Origin of the sequence: Hydrogenophaga sp. 2FB, assembly GCF_005503365.1 — a bacterium.
Lineage (GTDB): Bacteria > Pseudomonadota > Gammaproteobacteria > Burkholderiales > Burkholderiaceae_C > Hydrogenophaga.
The window spans coordinates 24,439-39,020 of the sequence record NZ_SCML01000034.1; the positions used below are offsets into that span (position 1 = coordinate 24,439).

Below are 14,582 nucleotides of genomic sequence, written 5' to 3' on the forward strand. Positions count from 1 at the left end.
TGTGGGCCTGGAAGCCACGGCATCTGCCCTCAAATGCCTCTCACCGCAGCTCCAGACCACCCTTCTTCGGCATGAAAATCTTTCGCGGTTTGCGCCCCCGGCTCCCCGACACCCCGGGCTGCGCATTGACCATCGGCAATTTCGACGGCGTGCACCGGGGCCACCAGGCCATGCTGGCCCTGCTCAACAACGAAGCCCACCACCGCGGCGTGCCCAGCTGCGTGATGACCTTCGAGCCGCACCCGCGCGACTATTTCGCCGCCCTGCACCACAAGCCCGAACTCGCGCCCGCGCGCATCGCCACCCTGCGCGACAAGCTGCAGGAACTCGACCGCTGCGGCGTCGACGAATGCGTGGTGCTGCCCTTCAATGCCCGGCTGGCCGGGCAGGCACCCGAGGCCTTCATCGAAGACACGCTGGTACGCGCATTCGGCGTGCAATACGTGCTGGTGGGTGACGACTTCCGCTTTGGCGCCCAGCGCAAAGGCGACTACGCCATGCTCGACGCGGCGGGCAACCGGCTGGGTTTCGACGTGGCGCGCATGCAGAGCTACGAGGTGCACGGCCTGCGCGTTTCCAGCTCCGCCGTGCGCGAAGCCCTGGGCGGTGGCCGCATGGAGGACGTGGCGGCCCTGCTGGGCCGTCCCTACAGCATCAGCGGCCACGTGGTGCACGGGCGCAAGCTCGGCCGCCAGCTGGCCGAGAGCGGCCCGGGCAGGCACGACGGTTTTCGCACCCTCAACATGCGCTTCTCGCACTGGAAACCGGCGGCCAGCGGCATCTTCGCGGTCCACGTGCACGGCCTGGGGCCGCACCCCGATTCCCCCCCGTTGCCCGGCGTGGCCAACCTCGGCGTGCGCCCCTCGCTGGACCCGGACGACGTGAACGGCGGGCGGGTGTTGCTGGAAACCCATTGCCTCGACTGGCCGGCGGAGATGGCCGCCAGCCTGCCTGGTGGAGAGGCCTACGGTAAAATCGTGCGCGTGGAACTGCTGCACAAACTGCACGACGAATTGAAGTACGACAGCCTCGACGCCCTCACCCAGGGCATCGCACGGGACTGCGACGACGCACGCGCCTTCTTCGCTTCGCTGCACACCCAGACCCACCGGCAGACCACGCGCGACCGAATTTAGACGACCTGTCTGCCCGGTCGCCGCCCTTCGACAGGCTCAGGGCGAACGGTTTCCTCTCTCTTGTTCCCACACTCCCCGCTCGGGCTGAGCTTGTCGAAGCCACCACGGAATTCCTGTCATGTCCGACACCCCCACCGATTACCGCAGCACCCTCAACCTGCCCGACACGCCCTTCCCCATGCGCGGCGACCTGCCCAAGCGCGAGCCGGGCTGGGCCAAGAGCTGGAACCAGGACGGCCTCTACAAGCGCCTGCGCGACGCCCGTGCCGGCGCGCCGCTGTTCGTGCTGCACGACGGCCCGCCCTACGCCAACGGCCAGATCCACATGGGCCACGCCGTCAACAAGGTGCTCAAGGACATGATCGTCAAGAGCCGCCAACTGGCCGGCTTTGACGCGCAATACATCCCCGGCTGGGACTGCCACGGCCTGCCGATCGAGAACGCGATCGAAAAGAAACACGGCCGCAACCTCAGCCGCGACGACATGCAGGCCAAGAGCCGCGCCTACGCCACCGAGCAGATCGACCAGCAGCGCGAGGACTTCAAGCGCCTGGGCATCCTGGGCGACTGGGAGCGCCCCTACCGCACCATGGACTTCGCCAACGAAGCCGGTGAGCTGCGCGCGTTCAAGCGCGTGATCGAACGCGGCTTCGTCTACCGTGGCCTCAAGCCGGTCTACTGGTGCTTCGACTGCGGCTCCTCGCTCGCCGAATTCGAGATCGAATACGCCGACAAGAAGAGCGACACGCTCGACGTGGCCTTCGAAACCAACGACGGTGTGGCGCTGGCCAATGCCTTCGGGCTGGCCGCGTTGCCCGCCGGCAAGAGCGCCTTCGCCGTCATCTGGACCACCACCGCCTGGACCATCCCCGCCAACCAGGCGCTCAACGCCCACCCCGAGCTCACCTACGCGCTGGTCGACACACCGCGCGGCGTGCTGCTGCTGGCCGAATCGCTGGTCGAAAAATGCCTGGAGCGCTTCCAGCTCGAAGGCACGGTCATCGCCACCACCAAGGGCGAAGCGCTGCGCGACCAGGTCTTCCGCCACCCGCTGTACGACGTGGACGCCGGCTACCGCCGCCTCTCCCCGCTGTACCTGGCCGACTACGTGAGCGACAGCGACGGCACCGGCCTCGTGCACTCGGCGCCGGCCTACGGCCTGGACGACTTCAACTCCTGCGTGTCGCACGGCCTGGCCTACGACGACATCCTCAACCCGGTGCAGGGCAACGGCGCCTACGCGCCCGACTTCCCGTTGTTCGGCGGCCAGCACATCTGGAAGGCCGTGCCGGCCATCCTGGAAGCGCTGAAGAACGCCGGCCGCCTCATGGCCACGCAGCCCATCACGCACAGCTACCCGCACTGCTGGCGCCACAAGACGCCGGTGATCTACCGCGCGGCGGCCCAGTGGTTCATCCGCATGGACGAGGGCGAAGGCGTGTTCACCAAGGACAAGGCCCCACGCACGCTGCGCGAGACCGCACTGGACGCGATCGAGCACACCCACTTCTTCCCGGAAAACGGCAAGACGCGCCTGCACGACATGATCGCCAACCGGCCCGACTGGTGCATCTCGCGCCAGCGCAGCTGGGGCGTGCCGATCCCGTTCTTCCTGCACAAGGATTCGGGCGAGCTGCACCCGCGCACCATGGAGATCCTCGACCAGGCAGCCGACATCGTCGAAAAGGGCGGCATCGAGGCCTGGAGCCGCGTGACGGCCGAGGAAATCCTGGGCGCCGAAGACGCGCCGAAGTACACCAAGAGCCAGGACATCCTGGAAGTCTGGTTCGACTCGGGCTCGACCTTCCAGCACGTGCTGCGCGCCAGCCACGCCAAGGCCTACATCAATGGCGCGTTCCACCACGAAGGCCCCGAGGCCGACCTGTACCTCGAAGGCCACGACCAGCACCGCGGCTGGTTCCATTCCTCGCTGCTGCTCGGCTGCGCGCTGTACGACCGCGCGCCCTACCGCGGCCTGCTCACCCATGGCTTCACCGTGGACAGCCAGGGCCGCAAGATGAGCAAGTCGCTGGGCAACGGCATCGACCCACAAGACGTCACGAAGAAGCTCGGCGCGGAAATCATCCGCCTGTGGGTGGCCGCGAGCGACTACTCGGGCGACATCGCCGGCGACGACAAGATCCTCGCCCGCGTGGTCGACGCCTACCGCCGCATCCGCAACACGCTGCGCTTCCTGCTCGCCAACGTGAGCGACTTCGACCCCGCCACGGACGCCGTGCCGCACGACCAGATGCTGGAGATCGACCGGTACGCGCTCGCGCGCGCAGCGCAGTTCCAGACCGAGATCCTGGCGCACTTCGACGTGTACGAATTCCACCCGGTGGTGGCCAAGCTGCAGGTGTACTGCTCGGAAGACCTCGGCGCGTTCTACCTCGACGTGCTGAAAGACCGGCTCTACACCACCGCGCCCAAGAGCCTGGCGCGGCGCAGCGCACAGACCGCGCTGCACCAGATCACGCACGCCATGCTGCGCTGGATGGCGCCGTTCATGAGCTTCACAGCCGAAGAAGCGTGGCCCGTGCTGGCCGGTTCCAGGAGCCAGGGATCGATCTTCTTCGAAACCTTCGCCGACCTGCCCCAGGCCAACGAAGGCCTGCTGGCAAAGTGGACGCGCATCTGCGACGTGCGCAACGTGGTGAACAAGGAAATCGAGACCGTGCGCGCGGCGGGCCAGGTCGGCTCCTCGCTGCAGGCCAACGTGCGCCTCACGGCGCCGGCCGACGACCATGCGCTGCTGGCCTCGCTGGGCGACGACCTCAAGTTCGCGCTGATCGTCTCGGCGGTGGAATTGCTCAAGGGCGAAGGCGATGCGCTGGCGGTGCAGGTCGTGCCCTCGACCGCCGCCAAGTGCGAGCGTTGCTGGCACTACCGCGATGACGTGGGCAGCGATGCGGCCCACCCCACGTTGTGCGGACGCTGCACCAGCAACCTCTTTGGCGCAGGCGAACCGCGCCGCGTCGCATGACCGCCCGCGGCAGCAACAGCCACCTCTGGCCCTGGCTGGGCCTGGCGGCCCTCGTTCTGGTGGCCGACCAGCTCAGCAAGAACTGGATCCTCTCGGCCTACCAGCTGGGCGACAGCACCCACGTCACCAGCTTCTTCAACCTCGTGCGCGTGCACAACAGCGGCGCGGCGTTCTCGTTCCTCGCGGGCGCGGGCGGCTGGCAACGCTGGTTCTTCACCGCCGTGGGCGTGGGCGCGGCCGTCTTCATCGTCTGGATGCTGCGCTCGCACCCCGGCCAGAAGCTGTTCGCGTTCGCGCTGGCCTGCATCCTGGGCGGCGCGCTGGGCAATGTGATCGACCGCCTGTGGCATGGCTACGTGGTCGACTTCCTCGACTTCCACTGGTCTTTCCTGTCCGGCCTCTTCCCCGGCGGTCATTTCCCCTCGTTCAATTTCGCGGACATCGCCATCTCGGTGGGTGCCGTGGCGCTGATCCTGGACGAAATCCTGCGCGTGCGCCGCCGCCCTTGAGCCCCGGCGCGGGCCCGTGAGTCTCGCACCGCCAGCAGGGGCTTGCCCCTGCGGCGTATAGTTTTGAGGTTCATGAAACATTTGCTGGACCTTCTCGCGGCCATTGCCTTGCTGGTGTGGGGCACGCACCTCGTGCGTGCCGGCGTGCTGCGTGTCTTCGGCAGCAACTTGCGGCAGTTCCTGGCCGCGAGCATGGGCAACCGCTTCACCGCCGCGCTCTCCGGCCTGGGCGTGACGGCCCTGGTGCAATCCAGCACCGCCACCGCGCTCATCACCGCCTCCTTTGTGGGCCGCGGCCTCATCGCGCTGCCAGCCGCGCTGGCGGTCATGCTCGGTGCGGACATCGGCACCGCCCTCATGGCGGTGGTGTTCTCGTTCGACCTGTCCTGGCTCTCGCCGCTGTTCATCTTCGTGGGCGTCACGCTGTTCATCTCGCGCCAGGGCACGCAGTTGGGCGACTTCGGCCGCGTGCTCATCGGCCTGGGGCTGATGCTCCTGGCCTTGCGCCTCATCGGCAGCGCCACCGGCGTGCTGACGCAGAACCCGGCGGTGCAGCTGATGCTGGCATCGCTCACCAGCGACCGCATGCTCGAAATCCTGATGGGCGCCGCACTCGCGGTGGTGGCCTATTCGAGCCTGGCCGTGGTCCTGCTGGCCTCCTCGCTCGCGCTGCAGGTCGTGGGGCTGGACGTGGCCCTGGGCATCGTGCTGGGCGCCAACCTGGGCAGCGGTTTGCTGGCCGTCATCACCACCGCCAAGGCCGGCGTCAGCACGCGCCAGGTGCCGCTGGGCAACCTGCTCTTCAAGGTGCTGGGCGTCGCCATCGCGGTCTTTCTCATTCCGCTGTGGACCCGGTTCATGGAACCGCTGGTGCAGGACCCGGCCACGCTCACCGTGCTGTTCCACCTGAGCTTCAACCTGATGGTGGGCGCGGTGTTCATCGGCCTGACCCGACCGATCGCGCGCCTGGCGGACCGCCTGCTGCCGCTGAAGGAAGGCAAGGGCCCGCTGGACCGGCCCAACCACCTCGACCCGTCGGCGCTGGCCACGCCATCGCTGGCCATTTCCTGCGCCGCGCGCGAGGCCATGCACCAGGCCGACATCGTCGAGACCATGCTGCGCGGCGTGGTCACCGTGATCCGCAACAACGACGCCAAGCTGTCGCACGATCTGCGCAAGCTCGACGACACGGTCGACAACCTGTATTCCGCGATCAAGTACTACCTCACCAAGATCTCGCGCCAGCAACTCAGCGAGGACGAGAGTCGGCGCTGGGCCGACATCATCAGCTTCACCATCAACCTGGAGCAGATCGGTGACACGGTCGAGCGCGTGCTGCTCGACATCGAAGACAAGAAAATCCGCAAGGGCCGCAACTTCTCCGAAGCCGGCATGGCCGAGATCGCCGAGTTGCACGCGCGCCTGCTCGACAACCTGCGCCTGGGCATGAGCGTGTTCCTCACCGGCAACGTGCACGATGCGCAGAAACTGGTGGAAGAGAAGGTGCGCTTTCGCGACATGGAGCGCGAGTACGCCGCTACCCACCTCGACCGTCTCGCGGGCATGACCCCGCAGAGCATGGACACGAGCGCATTGCACCTGGACCTGATCAGCGACTTGAAGCGCATCAACTCGCACATCTGCTCGATCGCCTACCCGATCCTGGACAGCGCCGGCGTGCTCGCGCCCAGCCGCCTGCGCGAGCCGCCGCCCAACGCCAGCCGCTTCTGAGCACGGCATGCCCCGGCGCACGCCAGGCTTGAAGGTGCTGTGCTACGCTGATCCGTTGCTCTCACGCACAACCACAGGAGACACCCATGCCCGGACTGCTGCCCCACATCGACCCCGATGGTCTGCTCGAGTTTTCGGTGGTCTACACCGACCGCGCGCTCAACCACATGTCCAGGCGCTTCCAGGGCGTGATGACCGACATCTCGGCCATGCTCAAGCGCGTGTACGGCGCGCACTCGGCGGTGCTGGTGCCGGGCAGCGGCACCTTCGGCATGGAATCGGTGGCGCGCCAGTTCGCCCACGGCAAGCACGTGCTGGTGATCCGCAACGGCTGGTTCAGCTTTCGCTGGACACAGATCTTCGACATGGGCAGCATCCCCGCGAGCCACACGGTGATGAAAGCACGGCGCACCGGTGACGGCGCGCAGGCCGCGTGGGCCCCGGCCCCGATCGACGAGGTGGTGGCCACCATCGGGCGCGAAAAACCCGCGCTGGTGTTCGCGCCCCACGTGGAAACCGCGGCCGGCATGATCCTGCCCGACGACTACCTCAAGGCCGTGGCCGATGCGGTGCACGCGGTGGGCGGCCTGTTCGTCCTCGACTGCATTGCCTCGGGCGCGATGTGGGTCGACATGCAGGCCACCGGCGTGGACATCCTGATCTCGGCGCCGCAAAAGGGCTGGAGCAGCTCGCCCTGCTGCGCCATGGTCATGCTCAGCGAGCGCGCGCGCAAGGCGATCGATGGCACGCAGAGCACCACCTTCGCGATGGACCTCAAGAAGTGGCTACAGATCATGGAGACCTACGAAGGCGGCGGCCACGCGTACCACACCACCTTGCCCACCGACGCCCTCACCCGCCTGCGCGACACCATGAACGAAACCGAGGCCTACGGCATCGAGCGCGTGCGCAAGGAACAGATCGAGCTCGGCACCCAGGTGCGCGCGCTACTGGAACGCCACGGTTTCCCCAGCGTGGCTGCGAAGGGCTTCCAGGCGCCTGGCGTGGTGGTGAGCTACACGAACGACCCGGACATCCAGTCGAGCAAGAAGTTTCTGGCCCAGGGCTTGCAGACCGCCGCCGGTGTGCCGCTGCAGTGCGACGAGGGTGCGGACTTCAAGACCTTCCGCATCGGGCTCTTCGGCCTGGACAAATGGCATGACGTGCCGGCCACGCTGAAACACCTGGAAACCGCGCTGGCCGAGGTGGCGCCGAAAGTGGCGCAGCCGGCCTGAGCCGCACGCTGCGTTCTCAGTTCGCCGTCTTGGCGAAGTACTTCACCTGGGGCAGCCCCTCGAAATGAGCGTCCTGGGTGAACACAGTGGCCTTGTTCAACAAGGCTGTGGCGTAGATGAACGCATCGGCCATCGGCAACTTGTGCTCGATGCTGAGCTTGCCCGCATAGAGCGCCACGGTTTCATCCACATCCACGACCTTGCCCTGCTTGAGTTGAGCCACGGCGGCAAAGGCTCTGCCCTCGTCAAAGGCGAGCGCGATCTTCTTGAACACCTCGCACAGCACCACGCTCGGGACCAGCAGCTTGCGCGTGTCTTCGATGGCGGTGGCGAAATGGCGGGCTTGCGAGGAGTCCGCGAAGTATTCGAGCCAGCCCGACGTATCGACCAGGTTCATCGTGCAACGACCCCGTATTCGTTCAACGGTCTTCTTCGCGCACGAAGGACGTGTCCATGCCTTTGAGCATGCCGCGTGTGGCCTTCATGGGTCGCACCGGGATGAATTCGATGCGTTCGCCATACTGCACCACCTGCATGGGCATGCCGGCTTTCAGGTTCATCGCTTCCCGAATGTGCTTGGGAATGACCACCTGGAATTTGGGAGACAGGGTGAGAGCGCTCATGGTATCGATCTGAAGTTCGTTGAACGAATTTTAGATCGATCGACGAATCCGTTCAACCTGTCGTCATCCTATCAAGGCAGCAGCACCGTGCATCCCGTCGTGGCCCGCGCCTCCAGGCTCTTGTGCGCGGCCTGCACATCGGTGAGCGCGAAGCGCTGGTCGATGCGGACCTTCACCTTGCCGCCTTCGACCACCGCGAACAGATCGTCGGCCATGGCCTGCGTGCGTTCGCGGCTCGTGATGTGGCTGAACAGCGTCTGGCGCGTCACGTACAGCGAGCCTTTGGTGCCGAGGATGCCGGGCGCGAACGGCGGCACCGGGCCCGAGGCGTTGCCGAAGCTCGCCATCAGGCCGAAGGGGCGCAGGCAATCCAGCGACTTGTCGAACGTGTCCTTGCCCACCGAGTCGTAGACCACCTTCACGCCCTGGCCGTTGGTGATGTCCTTGACGCGCGCCGCGAAATCCTCGGTGCGGTAGTTGACGGCATGCGCCGCACCGTGTTCCAGCGCAAGCGCGCACTTCTCGTCCGAGCCCGCGGTGCCGATCAGTTGCAGGCCGAGCGCCTTGGCCCACTGGCACGCGATCAGGCCCACGCCCCCGGCGGCGGCGTGGAACAGCACGAAGTCGCCCGCCTCCAGCCCTTCCACCGGCCTGCAACGCTTGAGCAGGTACTGCGCGGTCAGGCCCTTGAGCATCATGGCCGCGCCGGTTTCGAAATCGATCGCATCGGGCAGCTTGCAGACGTTCATGGCGGGCATCACGCGCAGGTCGCAATAGCTGCCGGGCGGGTTGGCCGCGTAGGCCGCGCGGTCACCGGCCTTGAGGTGGGTCACGCCCTCGCCCACCGCCTCGATCACGCCCGCGCCTTCCATGCCGAGCGACAAGGGCATGGGAAAGGGGTACAGGCCGGTGCGCTGGTACACGTCGATGAAGTTCAGGCCCACCGCGTGGTGGCGGATGCGCACCTGCCCAGGGCCAGGCTCGCCCACGCTCACGGTGTCGACCACCAGTTGTTCAGGACCGCCGGTGGCGTGGATGCGCACGGCGCGGCTGGTTTGTTCGCTCATCTCGAAACTCCTCGTGGTGCAGAAGCTGGCAATGCTGCCATGAAACGCCAGCGCCGCCGGGCGGCGCGCGCAACATCCACACGCCGGACCGGGCACCCGCTCGACGCTACAGTGCGCGCATGTCTCTGAACACCCACCCACGTCTCACCGCTTCCACCGCCGCCTTGCTCGTCATCCCGCCGCTGCTGTGGGCGGGCAACGCCGTGGTGGGTCGCATGATGCAGGGCGTGGTGCCGCCGATCACGCTGAACTTCCTGCGTTGGGTGTTGGCGTTCGCGCTGTTGCTGCCGGTCGCCGCCTGGGTGCTGCGCACGGGACCGGATGGCATGTGGCCGCACTGGCGGCGGTTTGCGCTGCTGGGCCTGCTGGGCGTGGGCAGCTACAACGCGCTGCAGTATCTCGCGCTCAAGACCTCGACCCCCGTGAACGTGACCTTGGTCGCGGCCAGCATGCCGGTGTGGATGCTCTTGCTCGGACGGCTGCTGTACGGCGTGCCGATCTCGCGCCGCGCCGCGCTGGGCGCGGCGCTCTCGCTGGGCGGCGTGGCGGTGGTGCTGTCCCACGGGCAGCTCGATCACCTGCTGGCGATGAGGCTGGTGCCGGGCGACGGCTGGATCCTGCTGGCGTCGTTGCTCTGGGCCTGGTACAGCTGGCTGCTGGCCCGACCGCGCCCTGGCACAGAGCCCGCGCACATCAAGGCCGACTGGGCCGCTTTCCTGTTCGCGCAGATCGTGATGGGCTTGTTGTGGTCGGGCCTGTTCGCATCGGCCGAGTGGCTCGTGCTGCCCCCCTTGCCCGAAGGCGCACACCACATCCAGTGGGGTTGGCCGCTCGCGGCCGCGCTGGCGTACGTGGCGATCGGCCCTTCGGTGGTGGCGTACCGCTGCTGGGGTGCCGGCGTGTCGCGCGCGGGCCCGACCATGGCCGGCTTCTTCAACAACCTCACACCCTTGTTCGCCGCGCTGATGTCGGCGGTGCTGCTGGGCGAGCCGCCCCGGCTCTACCACGCGGTGGGCTTCGTGCTGATCGTGGGCGGCATCCTGGTGTCGTCGTCGCGCCCGTGAAGGATCAGGCCAGCCGGAACGCGGCAACCGCCAGCACCAGCTGATCGGCCTGCGACTTCAGGCTTTGCGCCGCGGCGGCGCTCTCTTCCACCAGCGCGGCGTTCTGTTGCGTCGCCTGGTCCATCTGCGTCACGGCTTCACCGACCTGCGACACGCCCGCGCTCTGCTCGCTGCTGGCCGCGCTGATCTCGCCCACGATCTCGGTCACGCGGCGGATCGAGCTCACCACGTCGCCCATGGTGTTGCCGGCCTGGTCCACCAGCGTGGTGCCCTGCGCCACGCGGTCCACGCTCACGTCGATCAGGCCCTTGATTTCCTTGGCAGCCGAGGCGCTGCGCTGCGCCAGGTTGCGCACTTCGGCGGCCACCACGGCAAAGCCGCGGCCCTGCTCACCAGCCCGCGCGGCTTCCACCGCGGCGTTGAGCGCGAGGATGTTGGTCTGGAAGGCGATACCGTCGATCACGCTGACGATGTCGGCGATCCTCTTCGAGCTGTCGTTGATGCCCTTCATCATGTCGACCACCTGCGTCACGACCGCGCCACCCTGCGTGGCCACCGTGGACGCGCTGATCGCCAGGCGGTTGGCCTGCTGGGCGTTGTCGGCATTGAGCTTCACGGTGGAAGAGAGTTCTTCCATCGACGCGGCGGTTTCTTCCAGCGCCGCGGCCTGCTGCTCGGTGCGCGCCGACAGATCGTGGTTGCCCTGCGCGATCTGCGAGCTGGCCGCGGCCACGCTCTCGGCGTTGCTGCGCACGCTGCCCACGACGCGGGTCAATGCCACCTGCATGGTCGACATGGCGTTGAGCAACTGGCCCATCTCGTCGCCACCGCCCGCGGGCACGGGTTGGCTCAGATCGCCCGCCGCCACGCGCGTGGCCACCGAGCGGGCCAGGTCGGCGGGGCCTGTGATGGAGCGGCCGATGACCACGGCAAAAGCCACGCCCGCCGCGAGCAAGGCCGCGATCGCGCCCAACACCCAGATCAACTCTTCGCGCTTCGCCGCGTAGCGCCCCCCGATTTCCACGCCCAACTCCTGCGCGGCGCGATCGCTCAGACCGTACATGCCATCAATGGCAGCGGTGGTGGCCTTGAAGTAGTCGGTCGACGCGTACTGCAGGGGTTCGGCTTGCACGATCTGTTCGCGCGCCAGCTTGAGTGCGCCTTCGAATCCGTCGCGCGCTTGAGCGTGGGGTTCGCCCAGCCTGGTCTGCAGCGTGCCGTCCTCTTCGTACACCTTCTCCAGGTTGATCCCCAGTTCGCGCACGCCGACACGCGCGCGCTCCACCAGGCTGGCGACATGGGCCCGCTCTTCGGGCGTGGCGGTCTGGCGCACCAGCAACGCCGAACCGAGGGCACGGGCCTGCCCGAGCATTTCCGTCAGACGCGGCATCTGCTGCAGCGAGGCGATGATGAGGAAGTAGGTGGACTTCTGCGGATCGGCGGTCAAACCGTAATGGTCGGTGACACGGTCGCTCAGTTCGATCAGCGCCGCGATCATGGCCGTGTGACGCGCAAAGCTTTCGGGACCAGCGATGCTGCGTGCGGCGACAGCCTGCGACAGCGATTGCCACTGCGACGCGATGGCACGCCAATCGCGCTGGATGCGCGCGTCCATCGGATCGCCGGCGAGCATGGACTCGAAGCGCTGCGCAGCCTGCTGCACCTCGTCGGCGCGGGCACGGCGTTGCGGCTCGACATCGGCCTTGCCACCGAACACAGTGGCGCTCATGCCGCGATGGATCTGTGCCAGCCGTACCACGTCCAACAGCGCGCGCGACGGCGCGAGGCCGCGCTGTTCGAGCCCGACCGTGGTCAGACCCGACACCGCATCGCGCACATAGGCGGTGAGCGGGACCAGGACGAGCAGCGCGGCGATGGCGCCCAGCAAGGCGAGCTTGTGCGCAAGGCGCAGATGGCGGACAAAGGACAACATGGTGAGAGGTGTGGACGTGAGGGTGGGATGTAGCCCACTATCGACGCCGCTGCTTCCAAGTTGAGGCCAGTGACCCAGAACTTTCGCGCTATTTGCGGCAGGCACTAAGTCAGTGCGAAGAATGCATTTTTTCGGTGCAGATTTGCGCGGAGTTTTACTCGGGCGCTCACCCTTGGGGCAGCGATGTGCCGGAACGAACAGACAGTGCGGCGCGACACGCCTACGATGGTGTTTCCGCCGGCCCGACCGGCCACCACCAGGAGACTTCCATGACCAGTCACGTCTACAAGACCTTGGAACTCACGGGCTCGTCGCCCATCGGCATCGAGGACGCGGTGCAGACCGCCATCGCCAAGGCCAGCGAGACGGTGCGCCACATCCAGTGGTTCAACATCACCGAGACGCGCGGGCACGTTGTCGATGGCAAGGTGGCCCACTGGCAGGTAGGCCTGAAGATCGGCTTCACGCTCGAGTGAGCGTGAGCGTAAAGCCGCCGTGAGCGTGACGGCCGATCAGAACGTGCCTGGGTACGCCCCGCCATCGGCCAGCACGTTCTGGCCCGTGATGTAGCCCGCCTGCACGCTGCAGAGAAACGCGCAGATCGCACCAAACTCCTCCGGCGTGCCGAAGCGCTTGGCCGGAATGGTCTTGCGGCGTGCGTCGGCAAGCTCCTCGATCGACTTGCCCGTCTTGGCGGACGCGCCCGCCATCGTGACGCGCAAGCGATCGGTTTCGAAAGCACCCGGTAGCAGGTTGTTGATGGTCACGCCTTGCCCGGTGATCGAACTGCGCGCAACGCCCGCCACGAAACCGGTAAGGCCACTGCGCGCGCCGTTGGACAGGCCCAGGATGTCGATCGGCGCCTTCACCGCACCCGAGGTGATGTTGACGACGCGGCCAAAGCCGCGCTGCGCCATGCCATCCACCGTCGCCTTGATGAGCTCGATCGGCGTGAGCATGTTCGCGTCCAGCGCCTTGATCCAGGCTTCACGCTCCCAATCGCGGAAGTCGCCGGGGGGCGGACCGCCAGCGTTAGTGACCACGATGTCGAACGCCGTGCCGGGCCCGTCGGGAGCGGAGAGCGCGGCGGCGCGGCCGTCGGCCAGGGTGATGTCGGCCGCGACACCGATCACGCTCACCTGCGGCGAGGCGGCGCGGATCGCTTCCACCGCGGAATGCAGGTCCTGCGCGCCGCGCGCCACCAGCACCACGTTGGCGCCCTCGGCCGCGAGCACCTGCGCGCAGCCGAAACCCAGCCCCTTGCTCGCGCCGCACACCAGCGCCCACTTGCCTTTGATGCCCAAATCCATGTGAATCTCCTTGAGGTTATTGGCGGGATGCCGCGCCGAAGCGCGTCACCAGGAAGACGCCGCCGAGCACGAGCACGGTGCCCGCGACGATCCAGCGGTTGAAGGACTCGTCCAGAATCAGCACGCCCATGATGATGGTGGACATGGGGCCGATCATGCCGGTCTGCGCGGCCAGCCCGGCGCCGATGCGCTCAACGCCCATCATCACGAACAACACCGGCGCGAAGGTGCACAAGGTGGCGTTGAGCACCGAGAGCCAGATCACCTCGGGCGCCACCGCGGCCGCGCTCAGAGGCCGCAGCAGCACGAACTGCAGCAGGCACAGCACACAGGCCACGGTGGAGGCCAGGCCCACCAGGCGCAAGGAGCCCAGGCGCTTGACCAACTCGCCGCTGTAGACGAGGTAGATCGCGTAACTGACGGCGCTGCCAAACACCAGCAGCGCGCCCAGCGCCGCGTTCGGGCCCTGCGCGCCCACTTCGTGGCCGAACACCAGCAACACGCCGGCATAGCTCACCACCATGGCCAGGGCCTGCATGCCGGTGATGCGGCGCCGGTAGAGCACCCAACCCAGCGCGAGCACCAGCGTGGGGTTGAGGTACAGGATCAGCCGCTCCAGGCTGGCGCTGATGTACTGCAGGCCCCAGAAGTCGAGAAAGCTGGCGAGGTAATAACCGGTGAAGCCCAGGCCAAAGACACCCAGCCAATCGCGCCGTGTGAGTGGCGACGGCTTCTCGCCACCGGGCCGATGGCTGGCCCACCAGCCCAAGGCCAGGAAGAGTGGCAGAGCGAACAGCATGCGGTACATGATGAGCGTGACCGCGTCGACACCGTACTGGTACGCCAGCTTGACGATGATGGCCTTGCCGCTGAAGCCGATGGCGCCGATGCTGGCGAGCAGCAGGCCGGTGGCGAGGTGGGGCGTGGGGTGGTGGGTAGTCGCGGCAGGCATCCGGTTCATTATCCGGTCTCACCCATACCCTCATGG

13 protein-coding genes are annotated in these 14,582 nt (G+C 67.1%); 7 read left to right on the top strand and 6 right to left on the bottom strand.

What is annotated here, in order from left to right:
• The first annotated feature begins 71 nt into the window (after positions 1-71).
• The 5 genes from FFS09_RS19275 (at position 72) to FFS09_RS19295 (ending at position 7,597) form a co-directional block, all read left to right on the top strand.
• Positions 72-1,136, top strand: coding sequence for a bifunctional riboflavin kinase/FAD synthetase (locus tag FFS09_RS19275; protein WP_137920523.1), 1,065 nt, complete (start codon positions 72-74; stop codon positions 1,134-1,136).
• Positions 1,137-1,254: 118 nt separating this feature from the next.
• Positions 1,255-4,122, top strand: a complete 2,868-nt coding sequence (gene ileS / locus FFS09_RS19280) for an isoleucine--tRNA ligase (protein WP_137920524.1) — start codon at positions 1,255-1,257, stop codon at positions 4,120-4,122.
• Positions 4,119-4,631, top strand: coding sequence for a signal peptidase II (lspA, locus tag FFS09_RS19285; protein WP_137920525.1), 513 nt, complete (start codon positions 4,119-4,121; stop codon positions 4,629-4,631). Before ileS ends, lspA begins: the two co-directional genes overlap by 4 nt.
• A gap of 72 nt (positions 4,632-4,703) precedes the next feature.
• Positions 4,704-6,362, top strand: a complete 1,659-nt coding sequence (locus FFS09_RS19290; RefSeq protein ID WP_137920526.1) for a Na/Pi cotransporter family protein — start codon at positions 4,704-4,706, stop codon at positions 6,360-6,362.
• 86 nt (positions 6,363-6,448) lie between these two features.
• A complete protein-coding gene (locus FFS09_RS19295) occupies positions 6,449-7,597 on the top strand; it encodes an aminotransferase class V-fold PLP-dependent enzyme (RefSeq protein ID WP_137920527.1) in 1,149 nt (382 codons plus the stop codon).
• Between the two features lie 16 nt (positions 7,598-7,613).
• Here the strand turns inward: FFS09_RS19295 and FFS09_RS19300 are convergent, their stop codons facing one another.
• The 3 genes from FFS09_RS19300 to FFS09_RS19310 all read right to left on the bottom strand — a co-directional run bounded on the left by FFS09_RS19300 (position 7,614) and on the right by FFS09_RS19310 (position 9,287).
• The gene (locus tag FFS09_RS19300; RefSeq protein WP_137920528.1) at positions 7,614-7,994 is read right to left on the bottom strand and encodes a type II toxin-antitoxin system VapC family toxin; all 381 of its coding nucleotides are present in this window, start codon (positions 7,992-7,994) and stop codon (positions 7,614-7,616) included.
• 22 nt (positions 7,995-8,016) lie between these two features.
• Positions 8,017-8,220, bottom strand: a complete 204-nt coding sequence (locus FFS09_RS19305; RefSeq protein WP_137920529.1) for an AbrB/MazE/SpoVT family DNA-binding domain-containing protein — start codon at positions 8,218-8,220, stop codon at positions 8,017-8,019.
• Positions 8,221-8,291: 71 nt separating this feature from the next.
• On the bottom strand, positions 8,292-9,287 hold the full coding sequence (locus tag FFS09_RS19310) for a quinone oxidoreductase family protein (protein ID WP_137920530.1): 996 nt from the start codon (positions 9,285-9,287) through the stop codon (positions 8,292-8,294).
• 119 nt (positions 9,288-9,406) lie between these two features.
• On the opposite strand from FFS09_RS19310, the gene FFS09_RS19315 reads away from it, so the two are divergent.
• Positions 9,407-10,351 carry a DMT family transporter gene (locus tag FFS09_RS19315; RefSeq protein ID WP_137920531.1) on the top strand — a complete coding sequence of 315 codons (945 nt, stop codon included), beginning with the start codon at positions 9,407-9,409 and terminating at the stop codon, positions 10,349-10,351.
• Between the two features lie 4 nt (positions 10,352-10,355).
• Here FFS09_RS19315 and FFS09_RS31440 read toward each other — a convergent pair whose 3' ends face one another.
• Positions 10,356-12,284, bottom strand: coding sequence for a methyl-accepting chemotaxis protein (locus FFS09_RS31440; protein ID WP_137920532.1), 1,929 nt, complete (start codon positions 12,282-12,284; stop codon positions 10,356-10,358).
• A gap of 269 nt (positions 12,285-12,553) precedes the next feature.
• Here FFS09_RS31440 and FFS09_RS19325 point away from each other — a divergent pair, with 269 nt between their 5' ends.
• Positions 12,554-12,760: a dodecin gene (locus FFS09_RS19325; protein ID WP_137920533.1), complete on the top strand. Its 207-nt coding sequence runs from the start codon at positions 12,554-12,556 to the stop codon at positions 12,758-12,760.
• A 36-nt stretch (positions 12,761-12,796) separates the two neighbouring features.
• On the opposite strand, the gene FFS09_RS19330 is transcribed toward FFS09_RS19325, so the two are convergent.
• Positions 12,797-13,594 carry an SDR family oxidoreductase gene (locus FFS09_RS19330; RefSeq protein WP_137920534.1) on the bottom strand — a complete coding sequence of 266 codons (798 nt, stop codon included), beginning with the start codon at positions 13,592-13,594 and terminating at the stop codon, positions 12,797-12,799.
• A 16-nt stretch (positions 13,595-13,610) separates the two neighbouring features.
• Positions 13,611-14,555, bottom strand: coding sequence for a DMT family transporter (locus FFS09_RS19335; protein ID WP_137920535.1), 945 nt, complete (start codon positions 14,553-14,555; stop codon positions 13,611-13,613).
• Positions 14,556-14,582 lie beyond the last annotated feature (27 nt).

Bases quoted from the DNA above. Each gene is read 5' to 3' on its own strand.
- FFS09_RS19335 (WP_137920535.1), bottom strand. From the start codon at position 14,555: ATGAACCGGATGCCTGCCGCGACTACCCACCACCCCACGCCCCACCTC.
- FFS09_RS19275 (WP_137920523.1), top strand. From the start codon at position 72: ATGAAAATCTTTCGCGGTTTGCGCCCCCGGCTCCCCGACACCCCGGGC.
- ileS (WP_137920524.1), top strand. From the start codon at position 1,255: ATGTCCGACACCCCCACCGATTACCGCAGCACCCTCAACCTGCCCGAC.
- FFS09_RS19300 (WP_137920528.1), bottom strand. From the start codon at position 7,994: ATGAACCTGGTCGATACGTCGGGCTGGCTCGAATACTTCGCGGACTCC.
- FFS09_RS19330 (WP_137920534.1), bottom strand. From the start codon at position 13,594: ATGGATTTGGGCATCAAAGGCAAGTGGGCGCTGGTGTGCGGCGCGAGC.
- FFS09_RS19325 (WP_137920533.1), top strand. From the start codon at position 12,554: ATGACCAGTCACGTCTACAAGACCTTGGAACTCACGGGCTCGTCGCCC.
- FFS09_RS19290 (WP_137920526.1), top strand. From the start codon at position 4,704: ATGAAACATTTGCTGGACCTTCTCGCGGCCATTGCCTTGCTGGTGTGG.
- FFS09_RS19295 (WP_137920527.1), top strand. From the start codon at position 6,449: ATGCCCGGACTGCTGCCCCACATCGACCCCGATGGTCTGCTCGAGTTT.
- lspA (WP_137920525.1), top strand. From the start codon at position 4,119: ATGACCGCCCGCGGCAGCAACAGCCACCTCTGGCCCTGGCTGGGCCTG.
- FFS09_RS31440 (WP_137920532.1), bottom strand. From the start codon at position 12,284: ATGTTGTCCTTTGTCCGCCATCTGCGCCTTGCGCACAAGCTCGCCTTG.
- FFS09_RS19305 (WP_137920529.1), bottom strand. From the start codon at position 8,220: ATGAGCGCTCTCACCCTGTCTCCCAAATTCCAGGTGGTCATTCCCAAG.
- FFS09_RS19310 (WP_137920530.1), bottom strand. From the start codon at position 9,287: ATGAGCGAACAAACCAGCCGCGCCGTGCGCATCCACGCCACCGGCGGT.
- FFS09_RS19315 (WP_137920531.1), top strand. From the start codon at position 9,407: ATGTCTCTGAACACCCACCCACGTCTCACCGCTTCCACCGCCGCCTTG.